Annotated in this window: 14 protein-coding genes and 7 pseudogenes; 5 read left to right on the top strand and 16 right to left on the bottom strand. The window is 58.9% G+C overall.

All coding sequences use genetic code 11. The annotated features are described in order from the left end of the window. Positions 1-30 precede the first annotated feature (30 nt). From AC0L3H_RS11945 to AC0L3H_RS11955, 3 genes are all read left to right on the top strand, one after another. Positions 31-1,260 (top strand): ATP-grasp domain-containing protein, encoded by a 1,230-nt coding sequence (locus AC0L3H_RS11945; protein ID WP_473585583.1) that lies wholly within the window; start codon positions 31-33, stop codon positions 1,258-1,260. A gap of 143 nt (positions 1,261-1,403) precedes the next feature. Then, entirely contained in the window at positions 1,404-2,513 is a 1,110-nt protein-coding gene (locus AC0L3H_RS11950) for an NAD(P)/FAD-dependent oxidoreductase (RefSeq protein WP_473585584.1), read from the top strand. Then, positions 2,510-4,195: an FAD-dependent oxidoreductase gene (locus AC0L3H_RS11955; protein WP_473585585.1), complete on the top strand. Its 1,686-nt coding sequence runs from the start codon at positions 2,510-2,512 to the stop codon at positions 4,193-4,195. The genes AC0L3H_RS11950 and AC0L3H_RS11955 overlap by 4 nt, the downstream gene beginning before the upstream one ends. Before the next feature lie 413 nt (positions 4,196-4,608). Here the strand turns inward: AC0L3H_RS11955 and AC0L3H_RS11960 are convergent. Continuing rightward, positions 4,609-5,327: pseudogene (locus AC0L3H_RS11960) on the bottom strand (pyridoxal-phosphate dependent enzyme); the annotation flags it as partial. Between the two features lie 19 nt (positions 5,328-5,346). Here AC0L3H_RS11960 and AC0L3H_RS11965 point away from each other — a divergent pair. Continuing rightward, positions 5,347-5,658: pseudogene (locus AC0L3H_RS11965) on the top strand (transposase); the annotation flags it as partial. 149 nt (positions 5,659-5,807) lie between these two features. Here the strand turns inward: AC0L3H_RS11965 and AC0L3H_RS11970 are convergent. From AC0L3H_RS11970 to AC0L3H_RS12020, 11 genes and pseudogenes are all read right to left on the bottom strand, one after another. Then, positions 5,808-6,107 (bottom strand): annotated as a pseudogene (locus AC0L3H_RS11970) (pyridoxal-phosphate dependent enzyme); the annotation flags it as partial. Positions 6,108-6,433: 326 nt separating this feature from the next. Beyond that, entirely contained in the window at positions 6,434-6,757 is a 324-nt protein-coding gene (locus tag AC0L3H_RS11975; protein ID WP_473585586.1) for an exopolysaccharide production repressor protein, read from the bottom strand. 38 nt (positions 6,758-6,795) lie between these two features. Next, positions 6,796-7,113 carry a ferredoxin III, nif-specific gene (gene fdxB, locus AC0L3H_RS11980; protein ID WP_473585587.1) on the bottom strand — a complete coding sequence of 106 codons (318 nt, stop codon included), beginning with the start codon at positions 7,111-7,113 and terminating at the stop codon, positions 6,796-6,798. Beyond that, a complete protein-coding gene (locus AC0L3H_RS11985) occupies positions 7,110-7,313 on the bottom strand; it encodes a CCE_0567 family metalloprotein (RefSeq protein ID WP_473503422.1) in 204 nt (67 codons plus the stop codon). Before AC0L3H_RS11985 ends, fdxB begins: the two co-directional genes overlap by 4 nt. Before the next feature lie 25 nt (positions 7,314-7,338). Continuing rightward, positions 7,339-7,836: pseudogene (locus AC0L3H_RS11990) on the bottom strand (DUF269 domain-containing protein). 2,043 nt (positions 7,837-9,879) lie between these two features. Then, positions 9,880-11,892, bottom strand: a complete 2,013-nt coding sequence (locus AC0L3H_RS11995) for a class I tRNA ligase family protein (protein ID WP_473585588.1) — start codon at positions 11,890-11,892, stop codon at positions 9,880-9,882. A 237-nt stretch (positions 11,893-12,129) separates the two neighbouring features. Then, a complete protein-coding gene (locus AC0L3H_RS12000) occupies positions 12,130-12,990 on the bottom strand; it encodes a phytanoyl-CoA dioxygenase family protein (protein WP_473585589.1) in 861 nt (286 codons plus the stop codon). A gap of 199 nt (positions 12,991-13,189) precedes the next feature. Further along, positions 13,190-14,434 (bottom strand): lysine N(6)-hydroxylase/L-ornithine N(5)-oxygenase family protein, encoded by a 1,245-nt coding sequence (locus AC0L3H_RS12005; protein WP_473585590.1) that lies wholly within the window; start codon positions 14,432-14,434, stop codon positions 13,190-13,192. Between the two features lie 88 nt (positions 14,435-14,522). Beyond that, positions 14,523-14,855, bottom strand: a complete 333-nt coding sequence (locus tag AC0L3H_RS12010) for a hypothetical protein (protein ID WP_473585591.1) — start codon at positions 14,853-14,855, stop codon at positions 14,523-14,525. Positions 14,856-15,284: 429 nt separating this feature from the next. Next, positions 15,285-15,671 (bottom strand): hypothetical protein, encoded by a 387-nt coding sequence (locus tag AC0L3H_RS12015; protein WP_473585592.1) that lies wholly within the window; start codon positions 15,669-15,671, stop codon positions 15,285-15,287. Between the two features lie 141 nt (positions 15,672-15,812). Then, the gene (locus AC0L3H_RS12020) at positions 15,813-16,325 is read right to left on the bottom strand and encodes an SPASM domain-containing protein (RefSeq protein ID WP_473585593.1); all 513 of its coding nucleotides are present in this window, start codon (positions 16,323-16,325) and stop codon (positions 15,813-15,815) included. Between the two features lie 1,479 nt (positions 16,326-17,804). On the opposite strand from AC0L3H_RS12020, the gene AC0L3H_RS12025 reads away from it, so the two are divergent. After that, positions 17,805-18,599, top strand: a complete 795-nt coding sequence (locus AC0L3H_RS12025; RefSeq protein ID WP_473585594.1) for an acetoacetate decarboxylase — start codon at positions 17,805-17,807, stop codon at positions 18,597-18,599. 66 nt (positions 18,600-18,665) lie between these two features. Here the strand turns inward: AC0L3H_RS12025 and AC0L3H_RS12030 are convergent, their stop codons facing one another. From AC0L3H_RS12030 to AC0L3H_RS12045, 4 genes and pseudogenes are all read right to left on the bottom strand, one after another. After that, entirely contained in the window at positions 18,666-19,832 is a 1,167-nt protein-coding gene (locus AC0L3H_RS12030) for an NAD(P)/FAD-dependent oxidoreductase (protein WP_473585595.1), read from the bottom strand. 17 nt (positions 19,833-19,849) lie between these two features. Then, positions 19,850-20,122, bottom strand: a pseudogene (locus AC0L3H_RS12035) (ATP-binding protein); the annotation flags it as partial. A 448-nt stretch (positions 20,123-20,570) separates the two neighbouring features. After that, positions 20,571-21,554 (bottom strand): annotated as a pseudogene (locus AC0L3H_RS12040) (NAD(P)-binding domain-containing protein). A gap of 586 nt (positions 21,555-22,140) precedes the next feature. Beyond that, positions 22,141-22,482, bottom strand: a pseudogene (locus tag AC0L3H_RS12045) (oligopeptide/dipeptide ABC transporter ATP-binding protein); the annotation flags it as partial. Positions 22,483-22,525 lie beyond the last annotated feature (43 nt).

Consider the following 22,525-nt stretch of genomic DNA (forward strand, 5'->3'; position numbering starts at 1 on the left):
ACATTGCACGCACTCTCGGGGTATTGACCAATGGCAAAAAGAGCACTCATCCTGATTGAAGGCGATTCAACGGGCAATGGTCTGCTGTTCGTCCAAGCGGCCCAGCGTCTTGGCCTTCATCCAATTACCCTGTCGGCTGATCCAACTCAGTACGAGTATCTTGCGGCGGAAAGGACTGAGGCAATCCGTCTCGACACAGATAATCTGGACGCGCTGATCCGCGAATGCTGCCGGCTGCTTGCGACCTATGACATTGCTGGCATTACGAGCCCCTGGGAACCATTCTACGCGACAGCTGGCAAGCTCTGCCGGCATTTCAATCTGCCGGGACCGAACCCCGCATCCACAGAACGATGCTGCAACAAATTCACTCAACGTGAGGTCCTCGCAGGGGCCGGCGTTCCAATGCCTGCCTATCGCGTGGCAGCGAATGCGACGGACGTAGAAAGCGCTGCTGCGGAGATCGGCCTGCCGGTGATTCTCAAGCCAACCGTAGGCAGAGGCAGTAGCGGTGTCCGATTGTGCCGCAACGTCGATGAGCTAGCCGAACACACGGCCTATCTGTTGAGCGGGAAGCACATATGGCGCTCTCTGCCGAGGATACTGGTCGAAGAATTTGCACAGGGCCTCCAATATACGGCCCATACAATGGGAAATGAGGTCATTGGGATTGCCGCCGCTGACTTCGATCCCCTACCGCATTTCGTTTATCGTGGGTTCACCTTTCCAGCCCCGCTAAATAATGACGAACATGAGCGTATCGTCGATGTTTCACTGAGCTGTTTGCGAGCTCTCGGCCTTGGTTGGGGGCCAACGAACATTGAACTCCGGTGGACGATGCGCGGCCCGGTCGTCATTGAAGTCAATCCGCGTCTTGCTGGCACGCCCGATCCTCAATTGGTTCATCTGGCCTATGGTGTTGATCTCATCACCGAGCACCTCAAGCTTGTCACCGGCGACGAATGCGATTTACGCAGAAGGCATTCGCAAACTGCGGCCGCCCGGTCCCTGGTTCCTGATCGCGATGGCATCCTTGAGTGGATCGACGGCGGCAGTCAAGCAGCTGCTGTACCGGGAGTCGCCGAAGTCAAACTGTATGTTGAACCCAAGACGCCGATCGTCAGGAAAGGCGATGACCGAGATTGGATCGGACATGTTATAGCTGCTTCCCCCAGCGTTGCTCAGACCGAGGCGATACTTCAGCGTGCTGTCGACTTAATCGATTGGTCGATCACACCATTTCGGACCCGTGACGAATAGAAATAATGCCAGCGAGAACATCTCCTCATTTCGATTGATGGGTTGGCGAGGAACTTCCGCCAGACCTCGTAGGCCTTTTGAAGATTCTCGAAAAAAGCGAGCAGTCAGCCTTTGACGCATTCAGGGCGGCTGAATGAACTTCTATGAACTCACCCAGAAAAATTTTCGACGTGATTGTTGCCGGTGGCGGTCTGGTGGGGATTTCCATTTCCCTGGGGCTGAGACTGCGCGGCCTTGATGTGCTCGTGCTTGATGGCTGCGATGACGACAATCGTGCCGCACGGGGCAATTTCGGCCTCATTTGGGTCCAGACCAAGGGCCACACCTTCCGACCCTATGCGCAGCTTTCGCGCAAAGCGGCAAAGATATGGCCGGCCTTTAGTTCGCAGTTGAAGGAATTGAGCGGAATAGACGTCTGCCTGGAGGGCGACGGGGCCTTTTATCTCTGCATGTCGGAGGCGGAATGGAAAGATCGCGCGGAATTGATGAGAAAACAATTCGACGACGATCTTCCCGTGGCTGCCGCGTATGAGATGATGGAGCGCGGCGAACTGGACAAGCATATTCCCGGCCTTGGAAATTCAGTGGTCGGTGGCTGTTACGGCCGTCTGGACGGCGCGGTGAACCCCTTGAAGTTCTTCCGGGCGCTACATTCGGCATTTGGCGCAATTGGTGGCGAATACAGGGCATCCAGCGCTGTCACAGAAATCCGGCCCGCAGGGTCCGATTTCCAGGTAACAGCCGGGAACTCGACATATAGCTGTGCTAAATTGGTGCTGGCCGCAGGGCTAGGCAACAACCAGCTGGCACCCATGATCGACATCGCAATGGATGTCAGACCCGTCAGGGGGCAGGTGCTGGTTACGAATAAACTGCCGAAATCGCTGCGTTATCCAACCCACACAATCAGGCAAATGGATGAAGGCGCCTTCATTATCGGCGATTCTCGGGAAGAGGTGGGACTCGACGCCGGAACCACGCCGGAGATCATGTCAGTCATTGCAAGGAAAGCCATAGCGTCTTTTCCCGCTCTGGCCGATGCGCAGCTTTTGCGCGCCTGGGGCGGGCTGCGAACATTCACACAGGATGGGATACCGCTCTACCTGCGCTCCAACTCCTATCCCAATGCCTATGCGGTGAACGTTCATAGCGGAGTCACACTGGCTCCCGTGCATGCGCAAGATCTGGCGTCGGCCATTGAAGAAGGAAACCTGGAGGCTCGATTCCCGGACTTTTCAAGGAAGAGATCATGAATTTCCGCCCGATATTTGAGGAAGAGGCCGCCAAGCGGACAATCATCCAGATCAACGGCGTGCCGGTAACCGCTAGGGTTGGCCAAACGCTTGCACTGGCGCTGCTGGAAAACGGCCTCGACCATTTCAATGTCAACCCGGTATCCGGAAAACCGCGTCTGCCCTATTGCATGATGGGCGCCTGTTTTGAAGCCGGATCATTGTCGACGGAGTGCGTGACGTTCTGGCCTGCAGGGCTGAAATTCGTGACGGCATGGCCGTCGAAACGCAGGACAACTGCCATGCAAAAATTTGAACTGGTCGTCATCGGCGCCGGTCCTGCCGGATTGGCAGGCGCCTTACAGGCGCACGAACTCGGCCTATCTGTCGTGATCCTCGACGACGGGAAACGGCTTGGCGGCCAGATTTACCGCAATCTTGACAAGCTGACTGACAAAATGCGGCCGGTGCTCGGGAAAAGCTACGAGGATGGCGAAAGATTGCTGAAAGCCGCCCAGCACATGCGCCTTGATATAAGGACAGAGGCGGCAGTCTGGCAAATTTCGGCGGACAAGACAGTCTATTTCGTGCAAAAGGACGAAGTGGCAGCGGTTGAAGCTGATGCCATAATGCTTGCCTCGGGCGCGCTCGAGCGACCTTTTCCTATACCTGGGTGGACGTTGCCAGGCGTCATGACCGCGGGTGCAGCGCAAATAGCCATGAAATCCGGCGCAGCCATTCCTGCCGGACGAATCGTGCTGGCGGGCTGCGGCCCGCTCTTGTACCTCGTTGCGGGACAGTTGGCGCAGGCCGGTGCCGACGTCCGAGCTGTGCTCGACACGACCCCACGCGGAAACTACTGGCGCGCTATTCGCCATGCCGCCCTTGGGTTCACGAGCCGCAAGCAGCTTTTTGACGGTATCGGGATGATCCGCGCGATATCTGCTTACGGCATTCGCCGGATACGCCAGGTCAATGACATCAGGATTCGCGGTGAAAGCCGTGCGGAGGCGGTCGAATATTCTTCGCCCCGCGAATCCGGCGTTGTGGAAGCCGACTGTATTCTTCTCCACCAGGGGGTTGTACCCAACATACAGCTGCACCGACATCTGGGCTGCGAGATCAAATGGGATGATTCACAGCTCTGCTTTCACCCGACAATCGATGGTACCTGGCAGACAAGCGTGCCTGGCATATTCGCGGTCGGCGACAATGCGGGCATAATGGGAGCAAAGGCAGCGGTACATTCCGCGCGTTTGGCGGCACTTCACATCGCAGAAAACAACAAGCTGATTATCGATCCGAAGACCAGGAACTCCATCCAGCGAAAATTCCGCCAACTTACTGAAATACGCAAATTTATTGATACGCTGTATCGACCACCATCACAGTTCCGAATTCCGCCGCAGGAAAATACGGTGATATGCCGCTGCGAGGAAATTACCGCCGGCGAGATCACAGAGTTGGCAGCCGCTGGCTGTGTAGGGCCAAACCAGGCCAAGTTTTTTACTCGATGCGGCATGGGCCCTTGTCAGGGGCGCAATTGCGGGCTCACAGTCACCGAATTGTTCGCGCACGCTACAGGAAAGTCGCCGGACCAAGTGGGATACTACAGTATCCGTTCTCCGATACGGCCTTTACCATTGGCAGCCCTCGCCCGTGTCGAAACGAATTGCCTCGGAGCGGATATCGAGTTTTCCTGACAGAGCGTTTGAATCGTAAGCCTCAAAAAGCTATGTTCCAGCCGTCGAAATAAGGGATTCCATGAAGAAGTCGAGGCTTTCGGGGAAAGCCGATACTTCGCTGTGTATCAAGAGCCACAAAACTTCAATCGCTTAAGCCGTTCTTGAGGGCGAACTACTCAGCCTGAAGGGCAATTGACGCACCGGCTTTCCGGTGAGCCGTGCGATGGCGTTGGTAAATGCCGGAACTAAGGGGGCAGGCCGGGCTCACCCATGCCGGTAGGCGCTTCGGCAACGTGATGCCCGCGTGTATCCGCATCAGGAACATGCAGCGTGGCGGCAGTTATTAGCCAACTGCGGTTTCCCAACGGCCTTCGGACAATCTTGGCGCAGCGCTGTTACGGCAGACACGGCACGTCGAGATCTGTCGAGCATCAGCCATTGCGAAAGGTGTAGCCATAACCGTTGATGGCCGGCCCGCCGCCGAGATGCACGTAGAGGATCCTCGAGCCCCCTGGAAAAAAGCCTTTTTGGACGAGGTCGATCATCCCTTGCATCGATTTGCCCTCATAGACGGGATCGGTAATCATGCCCTCGAGCCGCGCACACAGGCGGATCGCCTCCTTGGTTTCCTCGGATGGAATGCCATAACGCGGGTACGCGTAGTCTTCGAGCAGCACCACGTCATGCTCGACAGGTTCCGTTCCGAGCTCGATGAGCATCGCCGTATGTCGGGCAATGCTAAGCACCTGCGCCTTTGTCTTTGCGGGAGTGGCAGAGGCATCGATACCGATCACGTTGCGCTGTCGACCGTCCTTGGCGAACCCGACGATCATGCCGGCATGCGTTGAACCGGTCACAGTGCAAACGACCATGTGGTCGAAGGCGAACCCAAGCTGTTTTTCCTGGGCGCGCACTTCCTCCGCGAACCCAACATAGCCGGGCCTCCGTTCGGATGAACAGACGCCCCGGCCGGTATCGCATAGGGCCTGCCGCCCCTTGCCTTGACCTCATAGAGCGCTTTTTCCCAACTATGGCGGATGCCGATGTCAAAGCCATCGTCGACCAGACGCACCTCCGCTCCCATGATGCGGCTCAAGAGAATGTTGCCAACGCGGTCGTAGACAACATCCTCATGTGGAACCCAGCTCTCCTACGACGAGGAGGCTGCCTATGGCGACCAGGCCTACTACACCCATGCCCGGCATGCCCGGCTTAAGCAGGCCGGCATCAAGGACCGGTTGATGCATCGGCCCAACAAGCACCATCCGCTGACGCCACGCCAGAAGCAGCGCAACCGGTTGATCTCCAAGGTGCGGGCGGCGGTGGAGCGGCCGTTTGCGGTGTTCAAGCAGCGCTACGGCATGCGGCGGCTGCGCTTCTTCAACCTGGCGACCAACCGGACGCAGTGCGTGCTTGCCGGCTGCGGCTACAATCTGCAACGGGCGGCCGCCGTCCTCTTCCCGGTGAGGAAGCCGGGATGAGGGGGCGGAGTCTGCCCAAAATCCGCCGAGGGGAGCCAATTGGGGCCCCGAGGCGGGCAAAAATGCCCTGCAACCGGGCCAATGTGGCTTGATCGCGGTTCAAAAAACGCCCTATGCGCCATCTGCGCCAAACTTCGGCTCCCGTGCAAAGCCCTCGAACCCAGGAGACTTTTCATGCCGATCTTGGCGGCGACCGCTGCCACAATCCGGGTATGCTTGGACTGCACGCCGCCGACAGTGACGAGCGTATCGGCATCTGACGCGATCGCATCGGGAATGATGTATTCGAGCTTGTGCAGCTTGTTTCCGCCGAATGCGAGACCGGAGTTGCAGTCCTCGCGTTTGGCGTAGATCTCCACCTTGCCGCCCAGATGCTTGCCGAGGCGGTCGAGCTTCTCGGTGGGCGTGGGTCCAAAGGTGAGCGGGTAGCGTTCAAACTTTTCCAGCATGTTTTCTCCAGCGGCACGGGATTGAGCTGAACGAGCGACGCAGAGCTGTTTTGCAAGAGGCCCATTTGACAGTGAGGTCGGCTGCGTTCGGATGTTCCAACAGAGCGCCACTGCTATGTCTTCCGGCGCTTCGTTCGCCTTCGAGACGAAGCAGCCCGCGTGCCGTGCGCTGCGATCGACTACCATTGCCCGGAGAACCGAACTGCATTCCCCTGGCGTTAGAACGATGAGAATGCCGTCGCCTTCGATCATACCAGGGAAACATAACCTCAATAATCAAACTTGAACAAAGTGATGAATCTGAGCTCTGATCTTGTGACGGCGCGTCAAGGGAGGAGCAGCGATATGCCGAGCGTTTGATTGCGCTGGGGCACATCTTGAGTTTCATTCCTATGCTCATCATCGTCGCGCGACCGGTACCGAACTTCCTGGGACCTATCGAAAACAGCCCCTTGCCCGGCTTTGCCAGCGCAGCTGGATCGCCAAATCAGAAAGAGGACACTTGCGAAATAGCCCAGCTGAAGAAGTAGCGAACAGCCCAGCGTCGTGACGACTGCTAGAGGGAACGAATAATGCGAGGCGAAGTAAACCGTCACAGCGTTGCCGCAGAGGATCAGCCCGAGGAGCCGGCAAAAGATGATGAAGCGCAATGCCGTTCTCCTGATTTTGTCTCGTCAAATCATGCAGCTCATGCTGCGATCTGGTCGGCCGCGACATGGGTCTGGCAGTTCTTTGGGCAGACGCGGCCGCAGGCTCCGCAGCCAATGCAGCGGCCGTCATGGTCGACGACCATGATCATGCGATTGAGCTCGCCATCGAAGTCGTCGTCACCGCCGTCGCAGGCGCCGAGGATTTCACCCGCGTCATCGACGCCGTAAAGATGCATGACCTCGCGCGAGCAGACTTTGAAACAGCGGCCGCAGCCGATACAGATCTTGCCATCTATAGCGGTCAGATATTCCGGCACCCATGTGGAGCCGTCGCGGGTGACGAATGTGCTCGTCATCCTAATTTCTTCATTGTAGCGAGCTCTCTCTTGGCACCATCCAACTCGGCATAGACTGCGTGCGTTTTCTCGGCGACTTCCTCTATCTCAATCCATTTGACCGGGAGACCCTCGGCAAGGTCGCGCAAGTTCGTCTTGGCAATTGCCGCGCGCAGTTGAAGCTTTCGGACTTTCTTCGCCATCTCATCCAGGTTTGACATGATCCTTCCTCGAAAATCGGTTTCTTCACGCCCGCGCCACGTCGGGATAGGCAATAGCTGCAGTCGCGTCGTCGACCAGTTTCGCGCCGGTATCCGCGAGTTTCCGGAGAGTCTCGAAGCCGAACCGGCAGACGCCTTCGACAGACCGGCGAACTGCCCGACCGTGAAAGCACCAGCCCGAAGCACCGGTCAGTTTCATCTCTGTTGTTGACTATGTCATCACGCCCTGAGCGCTCCTCGATCGCAAGCTCCACTACGGTCTAAAACATGTCGAGCCTCCACAGCGCGCCCGGATCCGGACTGGCAATGATTGGATATTCCGGCGCAGTTCCTTTGTGATGATGAAATCGGCCAGCAGCCCGGTGTCCGATTTCCGTTGGCATGAGCCGTGGAAGTCCTGAGCACGGATCAGCCGCAGGAGGCATTTGACGAACGGGCGGGCAAGGGCCTCTCCGTCCTTGTTGACGGCAGGGCCAAGCGCTGCGTGAGAGATTTCGTTTTCCTCAATTTCACTGCTCGTCATCGAAAGACGTCTTCTGCTTTCGGGTACGCGGACGTCTTGTCCGATTGCGCAGCCGACGTCCGGCTTGGCCGGGCCGTTTCCACATAAATGCCGTCCTTTTTGGCCGACCTTGAGCAAGTCCTTGACTGCGACGTCTTCCACGACGCGGCCAAATTCGTGAGTATCGCGCCCGCGGCGATCCGGTTGAAGGTCACTAAGGCCCGAGCCTTGACCTGCAGCGAACGATCGACCCTGTGCTCCATGGACATACTTACAGCGGGCACGCCGCAGAACTGGCGAATTGACCAGGGTTGCATTCCACTTGTCATCCCTACACCTTGCCGGCTGAAATTTCGTAAGGGGGGTTCGCCACGCAGCCAGTCGTCAGGGACTCACTACGCAACATGTTGCTCTCCATTCCCACACCTTTCCTGACGTTTATGCGCGAGCTGGTTCTTTTCTCAGAAACGGAACACACCGGTTAGGAGACCATCAATGCCTTGCGTGTTCCTCATGCGATCAGCCCTCACTCAGTATTGCTGATCTCTCAACCAGCTAACGTCGTGCCAGCGCGCTTAGCCCGCAGTAATGGATGATCCGCCTCGAAAACCTCACAAGCCCAAGACGGCCGGTTGTTTTGAACCCGACATGTTTTCTGGCGCTGTCAGCTTTTGGACACGCATCATGCGTCAGACGCTTGAGGGCGAGAACCGGTTGGCTGTCTGCCCTGCGGTAATGTTGGCGTCGGCTCATCTAGCGTCATTAGGCGCCGGCGATGCGCGGGCGATCTCCACAACTGACGCCCGTATGCAGCGCCTGGCTGCTGGCTCATGCCTGATCTTTTCTCCTAGAGCCGGGCCGACGAGGCCCAGCGCGTCGAGTGCCGTCGAGTGCTTCCACCAGATCCTGCGTATGCTGTTTCGCTAGACGCCGGATGCAGCTTGCCGCATGCACCTCCCATATCTTCGTGACAAAGGTTGGGAAGCATTGCAGGTTCCTGTACACCACCGCAGTGCTCAGGATTTCGCGTCTGCTTCCGCTGCGAGGCGAAGCGGATGCTCCGTCGTCGCGACGGGTAAGCCCGACGATGCCGTTGAAAGGGTCGTGGATCTCACCCGGCCCCATGCGGAACGTGACATCGCGCAGGGACACGGGGGCACGACGTAAGTCTTTTCGTTTCGGTGCCTGGATCAAATGTGGCTGGGCTTATCGCTTCTGCCCATGGGGCGCCGCATCACTGCCATCAAGGGCGGTATTCGAGTCGCAAATGACCACGCCCCAGGATGAAACCCCGAAACCGGGATCGACAGCTCGACCGGGAACGCACCATGGCATCCGACCATCCCAAATGCCCCACGCTTGCCCCAGTCGTCGACCAGAGCGGGCGTGATCTGTCGCCAAGGTCCAAGCTGTCTAGAAACGCGGCCACCGCCCCATGTGATGATTGCTTGCAGCGTATATTCAATTCACGACCCGATTGGCATGTCGGCGGGCATTGCGTTCGATCCGCGCGGCGTTGAGCGCCGACAACACGCAATGCTGTACCAAAGTACGGTTGTTCTGCGCTGGCTCCCCTTCTCCAGCCAGGTATCGAGCGACACGATCGGCTCACGCGACCATACTAATCTGCGCCGCAGATGGCCCGTCGTCCTTGGAAGCTCGATTGGCTTGAATAGGCATTCGGCCAGCAAATAGGGGCCGGTCATACCTATAAACGAGAGGCGTAGTCCCGCCATTGGGCACTATCCAGGGCGCGCTAGGCTGACCCAGCGCCCCGAACCGCGTGACCTTCTCGACCGGCTGGCAACAGGTCGGAAATTGCGCGATTCCGAAAAAGTTGGTCATCGCAGTGGAGCACTGCTCGGCATTTGCCGCACGAATGGCAAGCGCTGGGAAGCTGCCAATCGAGCGATCCTCCAAGGTGCGGGCCAGCGTCTCGACGATATGTTGGTTAAGGCTGGCCAGTGTTTGTGTCTATGGTCTGGTAGTGGCCTTCGGCAGCCAGTGGTAGCGAGTAAAGCTTCGGCATCATCAGCTTTGATTGCCGCCCAAATCTGGCCAAAATTACGATAGGCTATTATGGCTCCCCTCATTGAGAACAGGAATGTCTGCTCTGGCATAGAACGCCAGCATGGGTCCGAGATCAAAGGTCGTTGCGGGCGCAAGCCTCTGGACCGACCGCGGCCATGTTTCGGTTGACACGCCGCCGACCCCTCGCGCGAGCGTGCTGGCGAATCGGGGCATCAGCGGCGCGAGTGTCTGTGCCAGAATCGCAGCGGACGTCGTCTGAAGGGCGAGCGAGGTGCGGTTGCGGGCGGGATAGAGACGTCGCGCCGCTTCATAGTCTTGCGCCTGTCGGTAGATTACACAATCGCTCACGAAATCGCAGGCCTGCGCGGCCGCGCGGCGGACCGAGAAGCCATCGTCCGAATAGGCGCGTTCCATCGCCGCGCGATGGATCTCTATCCGAGCAAAGAAAGCGCGATCGGCGGGAGCCCAGTCGCCTGCGTCAGGCACACAGCCGCCAAAGTCCTGCTTGATTTCCCGGTGCAGCGCATCAAGCCAATTCAGCCAGATCCCTTGGAACACCCCGTTCTCGGTGCGGCGTAGCGCGTCCAGCGTGAAGTTCGTCCGCTCACCTTCCGGGCGTGTCAGGCCCAAATGAAGACGGACGACATCGACTGTCTTTGGGCCCAGAACCTCTTTGCCCCAGATCGCATGGCCGCGGCTGGTCGAGAACTTCTGGCCGTCGAGCAGGTAGAACTCGTTCACATGATACCGGATGCGGGGCGTCCAGTGGGAGAAGACCTCAGCATAAAGCGCCGGATAAAGTAGGGCGTGGTAGAAGGAATTATCGAAGCCGAAGAAATGGACAATCTGCCAGTCATTGCTGGGCAGCGCCGCATTCCAGTCTCGACCGAGCGAGCTAGCTAGCGTCTGGATGTTGTAAAGAAAACCAAACGCCATCTCTGGCCAGACCCAGGTCACCTGCCCCGGGAACCCTACCGCCGGCAGGCCCCAGCCCGAGGGGTGGGTGATGGGCACGGAAAAGTTGCCGCGTTGGCGTACACGCGCGAACAGGTCCATGATCCGAACGGGGGCTCCCGACGAGCTTAAATGCCGGTCGATATTGACGTAGCACCGTTCCAGCGCAAGTTCGGGACGGCGCACGGAGCCGACCACCGGCGCCTCGGCCGAGTGCCGCGACCGGACTGCACCTAGGTCGTGGCATAGGTTCGGCGCGCCGCATTCCTCGCAGATGTTGCCACCAGCGGAGCCGCCGCAATCGGGGCAGAGGCCACTTACATCCGGTTCGTAAAGGTAGTCGCCAGTCACTGCATCGAAAAGCGCAGGGCTCTGGCGCAGATCTACCGCCGTGCTGGTCAGAAGACTACGGAAACACGCGGCTTGAAAGTCTGCATAAGCGTCATCGCCCAACGTGGGTAGGAAGCTGTGGACCTCACAGTCAAGAAGTGCAAGCGTGGTGCGAATCTCGTTCGCATAGTGGCGCGCCACCTTTGCGGGCGTCGATTGATCGGCATCGGCACGCGTTGCGACGTAGCTCTGGTAATCGTCGCTTCCAGTCAGGTGATAGGCTTCGGCCCCTTTCATGCGCAGGAAACGCGTGTAGACATCGGCGCCAAAATAAGGGCCAGAAAGATGCCCCAGATGCAGATCGCCATTAGGCGTCGGGGGCGTGGAGAAGACGAAGATCGGCCGGCGGGGAGTTGCGACCTTTGCAGCAGCTTCGAGGGCGGCCTTGCCCTCGCGCCAGTAGACATCGACGAAATTTAGGTCTTCGTCCCCATCGTTGTGCAGCACATGCGATTCAAAAGGGTGGAAGAAAACGACATCGCCTGCCTCGACCGAGATTTCCCCAATGTCGATCCTGACCTTGCCCGCTCCAGACAGGACCACGAAGGCCTCGATTTCGTCGTGCCGATGGGGCTCGGATGTGACGCCCGGTGCAACCTTTCCGAATGAAAACCCGGTGCCAGCGCTTCCCGTTCCAAGCGTGGCCATGTCGATACCGAACGCCCGCAACAGTTCCGTTCGAGAAAACGTGTATTTGCGCATGACGAATCTCAGCTGTTGAAGCAGCGGTATGTTCGGCTGCCAAAGCAGCAGCCTCTGCTGCAAGTTGCGGAGAGAGGCGGTAACCTGACCCATTGGCGCCCCCGCCAGAATAATCCGGCTCTGGCCTCCCAGGCGGGCTACGCGGGTGCGCCAGTAGGGCTGTAGGCGTAGGACGCCCGGCGACCAGCCCATAATCGACATGCCCAAGCGCCATAACGGCCTGCGGGTCATGCTCCATCAGCCGGCAATCAGAACCCCATGCTCCCCGCGCATTTTATTGCGGTCGATCAGTTTCGTTTGCATGCCTCGCACCCCGAGCTCAATCTCGAAAAAAAATGCCGTTGGGGGCTTGAGTCTGTCGAGATCGGCCACTTTGCCCTCGGGCGGATTAAGAGCGCGCTTAAGCACGTTGTATTCAGCGCGTGTCGGTCCACCAGCTGAAGCACGCTGGAACACCAAGTAGAGTGTCCGCCTGGAACGATTGCTTTTGTTCGGTTTTGAGTAATGCGGTGCGTAATCATCGAAGATGAAGATGTCGCCCGCCTTCCATACTACGGGTTCCCAGGAGAATGTTTCGGCGACCTCAGGATCAATCACCCCACCGGCATCCATGGGAAATACTCCCTTCTTGTGGTTGCCAGGGCTGAAGAAAAGTCCGCCGTTGTCCGGGTCGGAGTCGTCAATGCCGATGGCAACGACCGCATGGACCATCCGGTCGGGCACTCTGTGTGGAATGCGATAAATGTCTTGATGCGGGCGATAGCCGCCGCTGTCGGGATAGTGGAAGATCAGCAATTCCTTGAGCCTGCCCGAGCCTTCGCCGAGGAATTCCTCGACCGCAGACTTTATGCGCTGATCTTGTAGTAGCAAATGACGCAATGGATCATGGAATTCGAGAAAATTCTCGACCTTAGAGGTGATCTTTCGATTGTCCGTCGTTTTCTCGAACCACATGAGCCATTTATTATCGCTGACGTCCCAGCGTGATACATCTTCAACAAAGCTGGAGATACGTTCCAGAGCTGCGGGATCGAAGAACCTTTCGAGCCTGACATATCCGTCTTTCTGCCACTTTTCTCTTTGTGCATCAGTCAACATGCGAAAAGCCTCCTGTTGGAAAGACTGGTTGGTCAAACATTTCGGTTAGAGCAGTCGGGCGCTGGTCAGGTTGTGGGTCGACGGAAACAGTACTCCACGGCATATGGGACGACACTAAGGGCGTCTCGCTCTCTCCTCCGCTGCAGTGAAGGCGGAATCATTCCTTGGATGCCACCGCCAATGATCAGCAGTCGGCCGGTCATATCCCGCTGCCCATTTCTTCTGCGACGGTGTCGGACCAGCTCTCGACAGAGGTAGGGCTGATGAAGCCGGGATGCTCGGGGTTGGCGCGCGGCGCGCGCGCCAGAAGGCTGTCGAGGATGCGACGCGCTCGCCAGGCCAGCAGGCTTAGATTCGGATCAGCCAGCCCACGCTGTCCTAGGCTCGCGTTCTGTACGAAGATGCGTCTGTCACGAGGTCCGTCCCAGCACACCGAAAAATCTTCGCGAATAGCCAATTCGTTGTCGATCTTTTCCAGCAGGTTCGCCATCGGTTCCAAGAAGCCTGGCACCGCGTTCTCGTAACCGGTGGCCAGGATGACGATGTCGGCCGTGACTTCTTCGACCTCCTCCATGCCGTGCTGCAGGGTGAGTCTGTGGCCCGCGCCGGCGTTGATGCAGTGCGAGACAGTGCAGCCCGGCCGCAGTGTGATATCGCATCGGTTTGGCTCTAGAAACGCGTGGCGGTATAGCGCCTGATATATCGCGCGCAACATGCTTTCCGAAATGCCGTCCGAAGCAAGCACGAAGCGCCGCAGGAACAGCTTGCGCTGCGGCTCGCTCATTGCCGCGAAACGATCCGAAAAGCAGGGCATGAACAACTCGTTTGTGAACGGGCTGTTGTCGATGGGCAGGTAGTTTTCGCGCTGCGAGGCCCAGGTTATCGAGACAGGCCGCCGTTCTTTTGGCAGACCAACAAGGTGCAACAGCACCTCGGCTCCGGACTGTCCCCCGCCGACCACGCAGACATGCTTTTTGTGCACCTCAGGATGAATGTGCAGCAATTCAGATGAGTGGAACAGATTGCGTCCAGTCCAGCCCTGAAACTGCGGCGGAATATGCGCCTGCTTGCCAATGCCGACCACGACGTTTCTGGCGGCGAGAACCGCCTTATCGGTGCGCACCCGAAACTCGCCGTCAAAGCGGATTTCGCGCACCGTCTCGCCGCCGCGGACAAGCGGGTTCCTGTAGAAGGCCCAGTTCAGGTATTGCTCGAACTCAGCTCTGAGCACGGCTTCGAACTGTGCATTCAGGAAGTGGTACAGACGCCCGTTCTCATGCAGGTAGTTCACGAAAGTGTAGGCTGATCGCGGGTTGACCAGCGTGACCAAATCCTTGAAGTGGCTGACCTGGAGCTCCGAGGAATCGAATGCGCTGCCTGGGTGCCAGCGGAAGTCGACTTGCCGATCCAAGAACAGTGCCCCTTGCCCAATTTGCTCGTGCATCTGGCACGCAAGGCTCAAATTAGACGGCCCAGCTCCCACTCCAATGCAAGAGAGCTCCACTTGTCTTGCTCCTCTAGGTGCTTCCCAATTAGGCGATGTTGAAGGAATATCGGCTCTGGCCATCGGCTTCAGTCTCCATGCGGGCATTCTCGACTTCGGTGCCGCTGGATTTGCTAGATTTTGTCCCCGCTTTCGTGTGGTCGGGTGTGAAGCCCATGGATCCCGGCCAAGTGATGAGATCGACACTCATGTCCACGATTTGTGGGCGTGGACGGGATCGACGTCTCTCCGCCCGTTTCGATGATTGCGTCTCGGTCAGCGAGATGCTTTCCAACCTTATTCCGTGTTTTAATCGGACGAAGTCTCCCGCCTCCACCATGATGCGCCGACCTTTGACCGACTTGGCGGTCAGCCAGGGCACGGTCTCGAATGCGGCGACAGCATTTTTCCCTGAGCCTGCTCATAGGAGGGCAATCCGCTGATGTGTTCGGAAGATCCTCTGCATCAAACGTGCCAGAAGGAAACTTTCATGAAACAACGGTTAGCGGGTTTGTGATCCTGTCGGGTATCCGACAATGAGGGGGAAACCTTGCGCCGGTGGCCGATTTGCCGCGTCGCCGTCCTCTTGCCAGGAGCCGGTAGCAAAAGGGCAGCTTCGCATCGGAATTTTCTCTTAGGACGGCCAGCAACCCAGGTTCATGGACTGTGGCGCGGAAAAAGGCTCTTGCCACTTCTCGCGGCGGGAATCTGAAAAGACGCTTTCGGAAGCACGGGCCCCAGGAGGTCTCTCCCGTTTGCGGAAGATGGAGGCGAGATCCGGATTTGAGACGCAAAATCCAGCTAAAGACGGTCACACAGCTATGTCGAGGCCGTGTGCCCCATTCTGCAGCACCACGGGCCTGACGGTGCTCGCGACTAGCGAGACGCATTCGGTCCGCAGCTTTGTCGAGGCTGCCTCCAGGCGGGTCGGGAAGGAGATATTCTGGGAGGCGAAGGTGTTGACGAGTTGGGCCGCGAACGCAGGAATAACCAGGCGCTGATCCAAATAGACAAACGTTGTTTCGGGCCAATCGAGGTTGACCTGCTGATGGGTGATGCCTCCAAGGCGGCCATCAAGCTCGATCGCAAGCCGACGACTACTTTCGATGAGCTCGCCTCGTAAATGATCGAGGCCGACTCCCGCGCGTACGGAATCACGCTCGCGTGACGCGGAAAAACGCAATGATTTCGCGGGCATTTGCAGTCCAAAGCAGCATTCGCCGGCCCGCCTCTCTCAGGCGGTCGGCCGGCACCCAGTCAGCACCCGGTCGTTTGGATCGGCAAATTCACACATCCTACAGAGCAGAAAACCATCCGCTCCGTTCATGCGATCGACGATTTAGCAGAAAACTGGGCTTTTAAAGAGATCGCCGTATTCGTCGCATAGAAGGTTGCCCAGTACGTGACGCCGCTCAAAATCCATGGAGCAGGGAGTACCCTCGCCGTTTGGAAGGAGAACATTCCGATACTGTCGTTCGTCCACGCATATCAGCGCTCCGACGACTGGCTGCCGTGGTTCTACAATCTTAGGATTTACGCTTCCACCCCTGCTGCTCACCGGTCGTGCGCGAACTAGGGCTTCGGCAGGGATAATGTCGGCGATATCGGGATGGGCCTCGCCCAAAACCACGAATCGAATTGATGGGATGTCGGCGTCGACGAGTTGACCAACCAAATCGCGATACTTGTCTCCGACAAGGCGGCTATTCATGTGGGCGCCATCATCAAAAACATGAACCACGAATACCCCCAACCGCAGCGCCTGCAAGCGTTGTAGATCCCGCCCCTTCATTCCCACAAGCGTCGTGAAAATCCTGATGCCGTGGCCTTTGGCGGAAGCGTGCTCGACCATTTCGGTGCAATCCGGATTGAGCCATGGCTCAGAATACCCGGCAAAACTAATGTCGACGGAGGTTGGTAGCGCGCCAGACAGCGCTTGAAATCTCCAAGACTAAGATGCTTCGTATCAGATACTTTTCTTTGCCGGTCAGCGAACTTGTCCTGCGGACAATATGAACATCCCACGATGCATCCTGTGGTCGTCGTTATCTCCAAAACTCTGCCGGCTGGGATAGCAGAGCGCAGTTCCGGTAAAATCATTCGCTATGACTCCCACTCGTCTGGTCATGCATAACGTCCAGCATGGTGTCTTTGGCTTCATGACACCGACGGTCAAGACGTTCCGAATGAACCCAGCCATCTCCGCCTGGGCAGCAGTCAACAGCCGGCTTCATCAATCTGCCGAGCGATCTATCAACGAACTTTGGGCGCATCGGCGCGGCAGGGCGGCGCAACCGCAATGTCGCGCGTCAGCCATTGCCAAAGGTGTAGCCGTGACCGTTGAGCGGGCGCACCGCCGAGATGGCGTAGCAGACCATCAATCGTCTCGCGCGTTCTCATGCGGCCACCCCCACTCAATATTGCCGCATCTCCAGCAAAGGCCGTGCCAGCGCGCTTAGCCGCAGCAACTGCATGAGTAGGCTTCGAGAAACCTCTCACCCAAGACGGCCGGTTGCTTTGGACCAGACATGTTTTTTTGTCGCTGTCAGCTTTTGGACATGCATCACTCATCGTCAGACGCCTGAGGACGGACTTGGCTGTCTCCCCTGCGGTAATGTTGGCGTCGGCTCATCATCTAGCATCATGTCGGCGCCGGCTGTGTGCGCGGAAGATCTACACGACCTGACCGCCGCGTGCAGCGATTGCCTGCCGGCTCATAGCTGATCTTTTCTCCTGAAGCCGGCGATGAAGCCAGGCCGTCGAGTGCGTGCTGCCTGATGCTGCGTATGCTGTTTCGCTGGAACGGCGGATACCGCGTCACCTCCATAGTTTCGCGACAGAGGTTTGGTGGCGCCGCAGGACTTCCTGCTACATCACTGCGTTGCTCGGGAATCCGTATCTGATCCGCGTGAGGCGAAGACCTTCACTCTCGACTGGCTCGCCGAGGCCCGTCTGTCCTGCGGGCCTCGAACGATTTCTCATTTGGCATGGCGCATGCGCGTCGATCCGCAAACCCCGTCATGAGGGAAATCGGAGCTGGCCGCCACTCCACCTCCTCCTATCACGAGGGTAGACGGGAAGCAGCGCCTTCAAATGAGGAACAAAATCACTTACCTCGAATCTTGCCTCTCGACCACAACCGGAGCCATGGAACCGCGTCCGCGACCATCGCCAATGATCGCGCCCCAAGGCAATTGCCCAGCGCGAAAATGGCTACGCGCGATTACGCCATGCATCCCTTTACGAGGCTACGACAGCACCTCGGAGAGCCTCGCCGCCATCATGCAGACCGATCTAAGCCCACTTGATCCAGCACAAAGGAATTTCAAACATGCACCAAGATACCGTCCGTGGGAGAGCTTTCGCCATGCCCCTGACCAGCCCGGCCTACCCGGCCGGCCCATATCGCTTCCGCAACCGGGAGTATCTGATCATCACATATCGCACCGATCCGCAGAAACTGCGCGACCTTGTGCCGGAGCCGCTTCAGGTGTGCGAGCCTCTGGTCAAATTCGAGTTCATTCGCATGCCGGACTCGACGGGCTTCGGCGACTACACGGAAGGCGGACAGGTCATCCCTGTCTCCTTCTGTGGCCGCAGGGGGAGCTACACCCACTGCATGTTTCTCGACGACCATCCGCCGATAGCGGGCGGACGCGAGTTGTGGGGCTTTCCCAAGAAGCTCGCTAGCCCAACGCTCCGAACGGAGACGGATACCATTGTTGGCACGCTGGACTACGGGCCGGTCCGCGTCGCGACGGGTACCATGGGCTACAAGCACCGAGCCGCCGACCTCGCGAGCGTGAGGGCCTCGCTCGCTGAACCGAACTTCCTCCTCAAAATCATCCCGCATGTCGACGGCACGCCGCGCATCTGTGAGCTCGTGGAATATCATCTAGAGGACGTCCATCTGAGGGGCGCCTGGACCGGCCCGGCAGCCCTGAACCTCTGGTCGCATGCGCTTGCCCCCGTCGCCGAACTGCCGGTGCTGGAAATAGTCTCGGCCGTACACGTCATCGCAGATCTCACGCTCGCGCTCGGGAAGGTCGTCCACGACTATCTCGCGGAAGCCGAGCCTCGCCATGGGGAAGGAAGAAAAAGCCTAGAAGTTTGGAGCCGCCAGTGAAGCTGCCGATCTCCCCCCTTGCGGGGAGATGGCCGGCAGGCCAGAGGGGGCGCTGTCCCGCCAGCGCTAGATCACATTCAACTCCCTGAAAGCCCGCCCCTCGGCAACGCGCTCATACCCAAACGCCGAGCAGTCCACCGTGCGGTAGCCGCCATGCACGATCAGCTCGGCCAGCGCCTTGCCGACCGCCGGCGCCTGCTGCAGGCCGTGGCCGGAAAAACCGTTGGCGAAGAGGAAATTCTGCACCTGCGGATGCGGGCCGATCACCGCGTTCTGGTCGAGCGTGTTGTAATCGTAATGGCCGGCCCAGGCGCGCGTCGGCTTGATCGCCTCGAAGGCCGGAATGCGGGTCGCCAGCACTGGCCAGATTACCTCTTCGAACAGCGGCCAGTCGGGCTCGAAATCGCTGGGATCGGCGGGGCCGTCGCCGTCTTCCGGTTCGGCCCCGCCGGTGATGTAGACCGAGCCTTCCGGCCTGACATAGATGCCTGAGGGATCGACCAGCAGCGGCATGTCTTCATATTTCTCGCGCGCCTCGAAGATGAAGACATTGCGCTTGCGCGGTTCCACCGGCAGCACCAGTCCGGCCATTGCCGAAACTTTTCCGGCATTCGGCCCGGCGGCGTTGACGACGATGCCGGCGTCGAGCCTTTCGCCATTGTCGAGGCTGACGCCGGTGACACGGTCGCCCTGCCGTTCGATGCCGGTCACGTCGGCGGTGATGAAATCGATCTTTTTCTCGCGCAGCGCCTTGCGGAACAGCATCAGCATGGCATGCGCGTCGAACCAGCCCTCGCCGCTGCGGCCATAGGCGCCGGCGGTGATGCCCTCGGCCGACAGCCATGCAAACCGGCGGACGAGCGCCTCCGCATCCTCAAGCACGATGTCGGCGCCCTCGGCCAATTGCGTCTGGTGATTGGCCTCAAGGATCGGCAACCCGTTCTCGCCGGCAAGGATGAGGTAGCCGCCTTCGCGAAAACCGATATCGGCGTCGGCCCCGAACTCTTCCGTCAGCCGCCGGAACAGTTTCAACGTGAACTGCGACAGCCGGATGTTTTGCGGAATCGAAAACTGCTGGCGGATCGAAGCGCAGGACAGTGTCGTCGCCGCATGGGCGAACTGCGGGTCGCGCTCGACCAGCGCGATCGAGCCCGAAAACCCTTCCTCGCGCAAATAATAGGCGATCGAGGAACCGACGATGGCTCCGCCGATGATGACGACGTCGTAGCGCACTTTTTGCTTCTCCAGTTCTAAAGCATGATTCCGAAAACCGGTTTCGGATCAGGCTCCAATTCATGCAGCGGCAGGATGATCTCGAAGCGCGTGCCGCGCTCGGAGTCAACCAGGCGGATCCTGCCATCATGCGCTTTCAGCAGGGCCAGCACGATGCCGAGGCCCATGCCGGTGCCGCCGCAATCGCGGCGCGTGGTGAAGAATGGCACGAAGATGCGCGCCCGATTGCTGGGCGAAATGCCGGCGCCGTCGTCGCTCACCTGGATCGTCGCCTTGCCGCCCGCGGTCGCGACTGCCAGGAAGGCAAAAGCCTGACCTCGTTGGGCTGAAAGTCGGTGACATCGACAGCGGGCGCCAAACCCACGCCAAGGGCGAGAAGGACGCGTGTGATGCTGTCGCGCAGCTTTTCCGGATGTTACGGCGGCTTCTAGCGGCTACCTCCACCAAAGGATTTGGCTTTTTCAAACGGGCGCGGCTCGTTCTTCGAGGGGCTACCATGGGATGACGTCTCACAAATGCGTTCGAAAACTCCCATGCATGAAGCGTGCCGGAAAAGAAGCCTGCCCAAGCAATGAGTTCTCGAATTCCAGCTCGTCCGGAACCCGACATTGTCGGATGACCTACGATGCGGGCAGATGGATGCTCGCGGCAGTGACCCTTCCACACCGCAGGCCGGGCAGGGTCAGGTCAGGCATCCACGGGCTGGCCCTCCGCGGCAGCATGGTAGGCCAGATATTTTCACTGTGTCGAAATACGGTCGGCCACGTTTGGCATCATGCCAGACGCCCCAGAAGAAGCTGGACCCTCTTTGCGACTGCCAAGGTAAACCCAGGAAATTGAGCCGGGCTGGCTCGAGACGCCACGGTGGTGCCTTGGCCGGCCCTTCTCGTCGAAGGCGTCGACCTTCAGCCAGCTGTAGTCGACAGCAAAGCCTGTCGCCCAGACGATCGCCGCTATCCCGGCCTCGGCCAGGTCGAGCTCGCGGATCGGATTGGTCACGCATTCCGGATCCTGGTCGATCCGACGGGCCGCGGGCTCTTCCGAGAGGTCGAGACGGTTGCCAGCGACATAGGCGTCGGCTCATCCAGCAGCGACATCAAGCTTGCGTCGCCGCGTGCAATGTTTTTCGCCAGATCGGGCGCGAACCTCATCACGCCGTCCTGGTACTTGCTTGTCATACCGAGGAGCGTAAGCCCCTGCGCGGCCAGACGACCGAAGTCGATCGTCTCGCTGCCAAGCCCGCCGCTCACCGCGACCGTGACGTGTTCGGTGCCGGATCCGGGGTCTCGGCGTCCCACTTGCCGAGGACGCCCAGCCGCCATTAGAAGTCGCGCCCGCGATAGGCCCGCGGCGGGCGATCGTGATGGGGATCTGGAAAGGTCCGGTCGCGGCGATGATGCTGTTTGGCTTCGATCACGCCGTCCGACGTCTCGACGCGGAATCCGCGCCGCCCGACATTTTTTTGCCCGAGCTTGACCTCCACGCCGCAGCGGATCGCGCATTGATTTGCTTTGCATAAGCGACGAAATAGCCGGCGACCTCCTCCTTTGAAGGCAAAGTCATCGGGACCGGTCCCCGGAAACTCCATGCCCGGGAACCGGTCATGCCAGGCCGGGCCATTGGCAACGAGGGAGTCCCACGCTGCGAGGGCCAGCGTTCGGCAATCCGGCCGCGTTCAAGAATTAAATGAGGCACCCCGGGCCTGCTCAGGTGCTCGCTCATAGCCACTCCGGCCTGGCCGCCGCCAACGACAGCGTGCCCACTTTTCAAGAATCATATCGTCCTTTTCTTCCTACCCAGTTTTCTGCAAATGCGGCGGGGGTCTGATTCTCGATTTACTGAATGGACCCAAATGCGCAAATTAGCATTTCCTGTGCCAAGGGTTAGCCTGTCCCTAATGTTCGGAGGAATTGCCGATGATGTGCAACGGGACGGGATGTCCCGGATCAGCACCATTGGAGAAAAGTGATCGAACGGATGTCTGAATTTTTTGCCGTTCCCGCTCAATCCTTTGTTCATGACGTCGGCGTGCGTTGCCGACGCCGTTGTCTTCGGCGATCTCTACCCAAGCAGATCCCGTGGGGGCTTCGGGAAATTCGTCTCGGTCATTGGTTTGGTTGAAAGTAGGGGCCCTGCCGGGGACGGGCACCTGCAGGGCGCGCCGCGCCTAAGTCGGGACCCGGATGGCGACCTGACAGCGATGGAGGCTGTAGAGAAGTCGACACGGCCGCACAGCAGCTGGCGCACACACGACCGCGAATTGATCCTATCCCGATGTCGCCTCTGTCACCCCTGCCTCCTCGTCGGGCTAAAGCTTGAGTTTGATGACCGGCTCCATCACTGCGAAGACCGCGTCGTCCGGTAGGTGGCACTTGATATTATGGCTACCGGGCAGCTTTCGGGTGGGCGGAACCTCGCGCTCACAAATTTCTCTGGGAACCAGATGCTTGCGCGGACAGCGCGTCGGAAGGGGCAGCCGCTCGGCGGATCCATCGCCGAGGAAATGTCGCTTTCGAGCACAATGTGTTTCTTGACGACACAGGTGTCGGCAATCGGGATCGCCGACAAAAGTGCAGCGTATCGGGTGGTAGGGCGGCGACAATATCTGCTCGATGATGTGGCCGAGATACGTGACCACCACACGGTCAGCGGTTTGGCATCTCAAATGTTCAGATGATTGGCCACCCAGTGGG

It is taken from the genome of Mesorhizobium sp. WSM4816 (assembly GCF_055811535.1).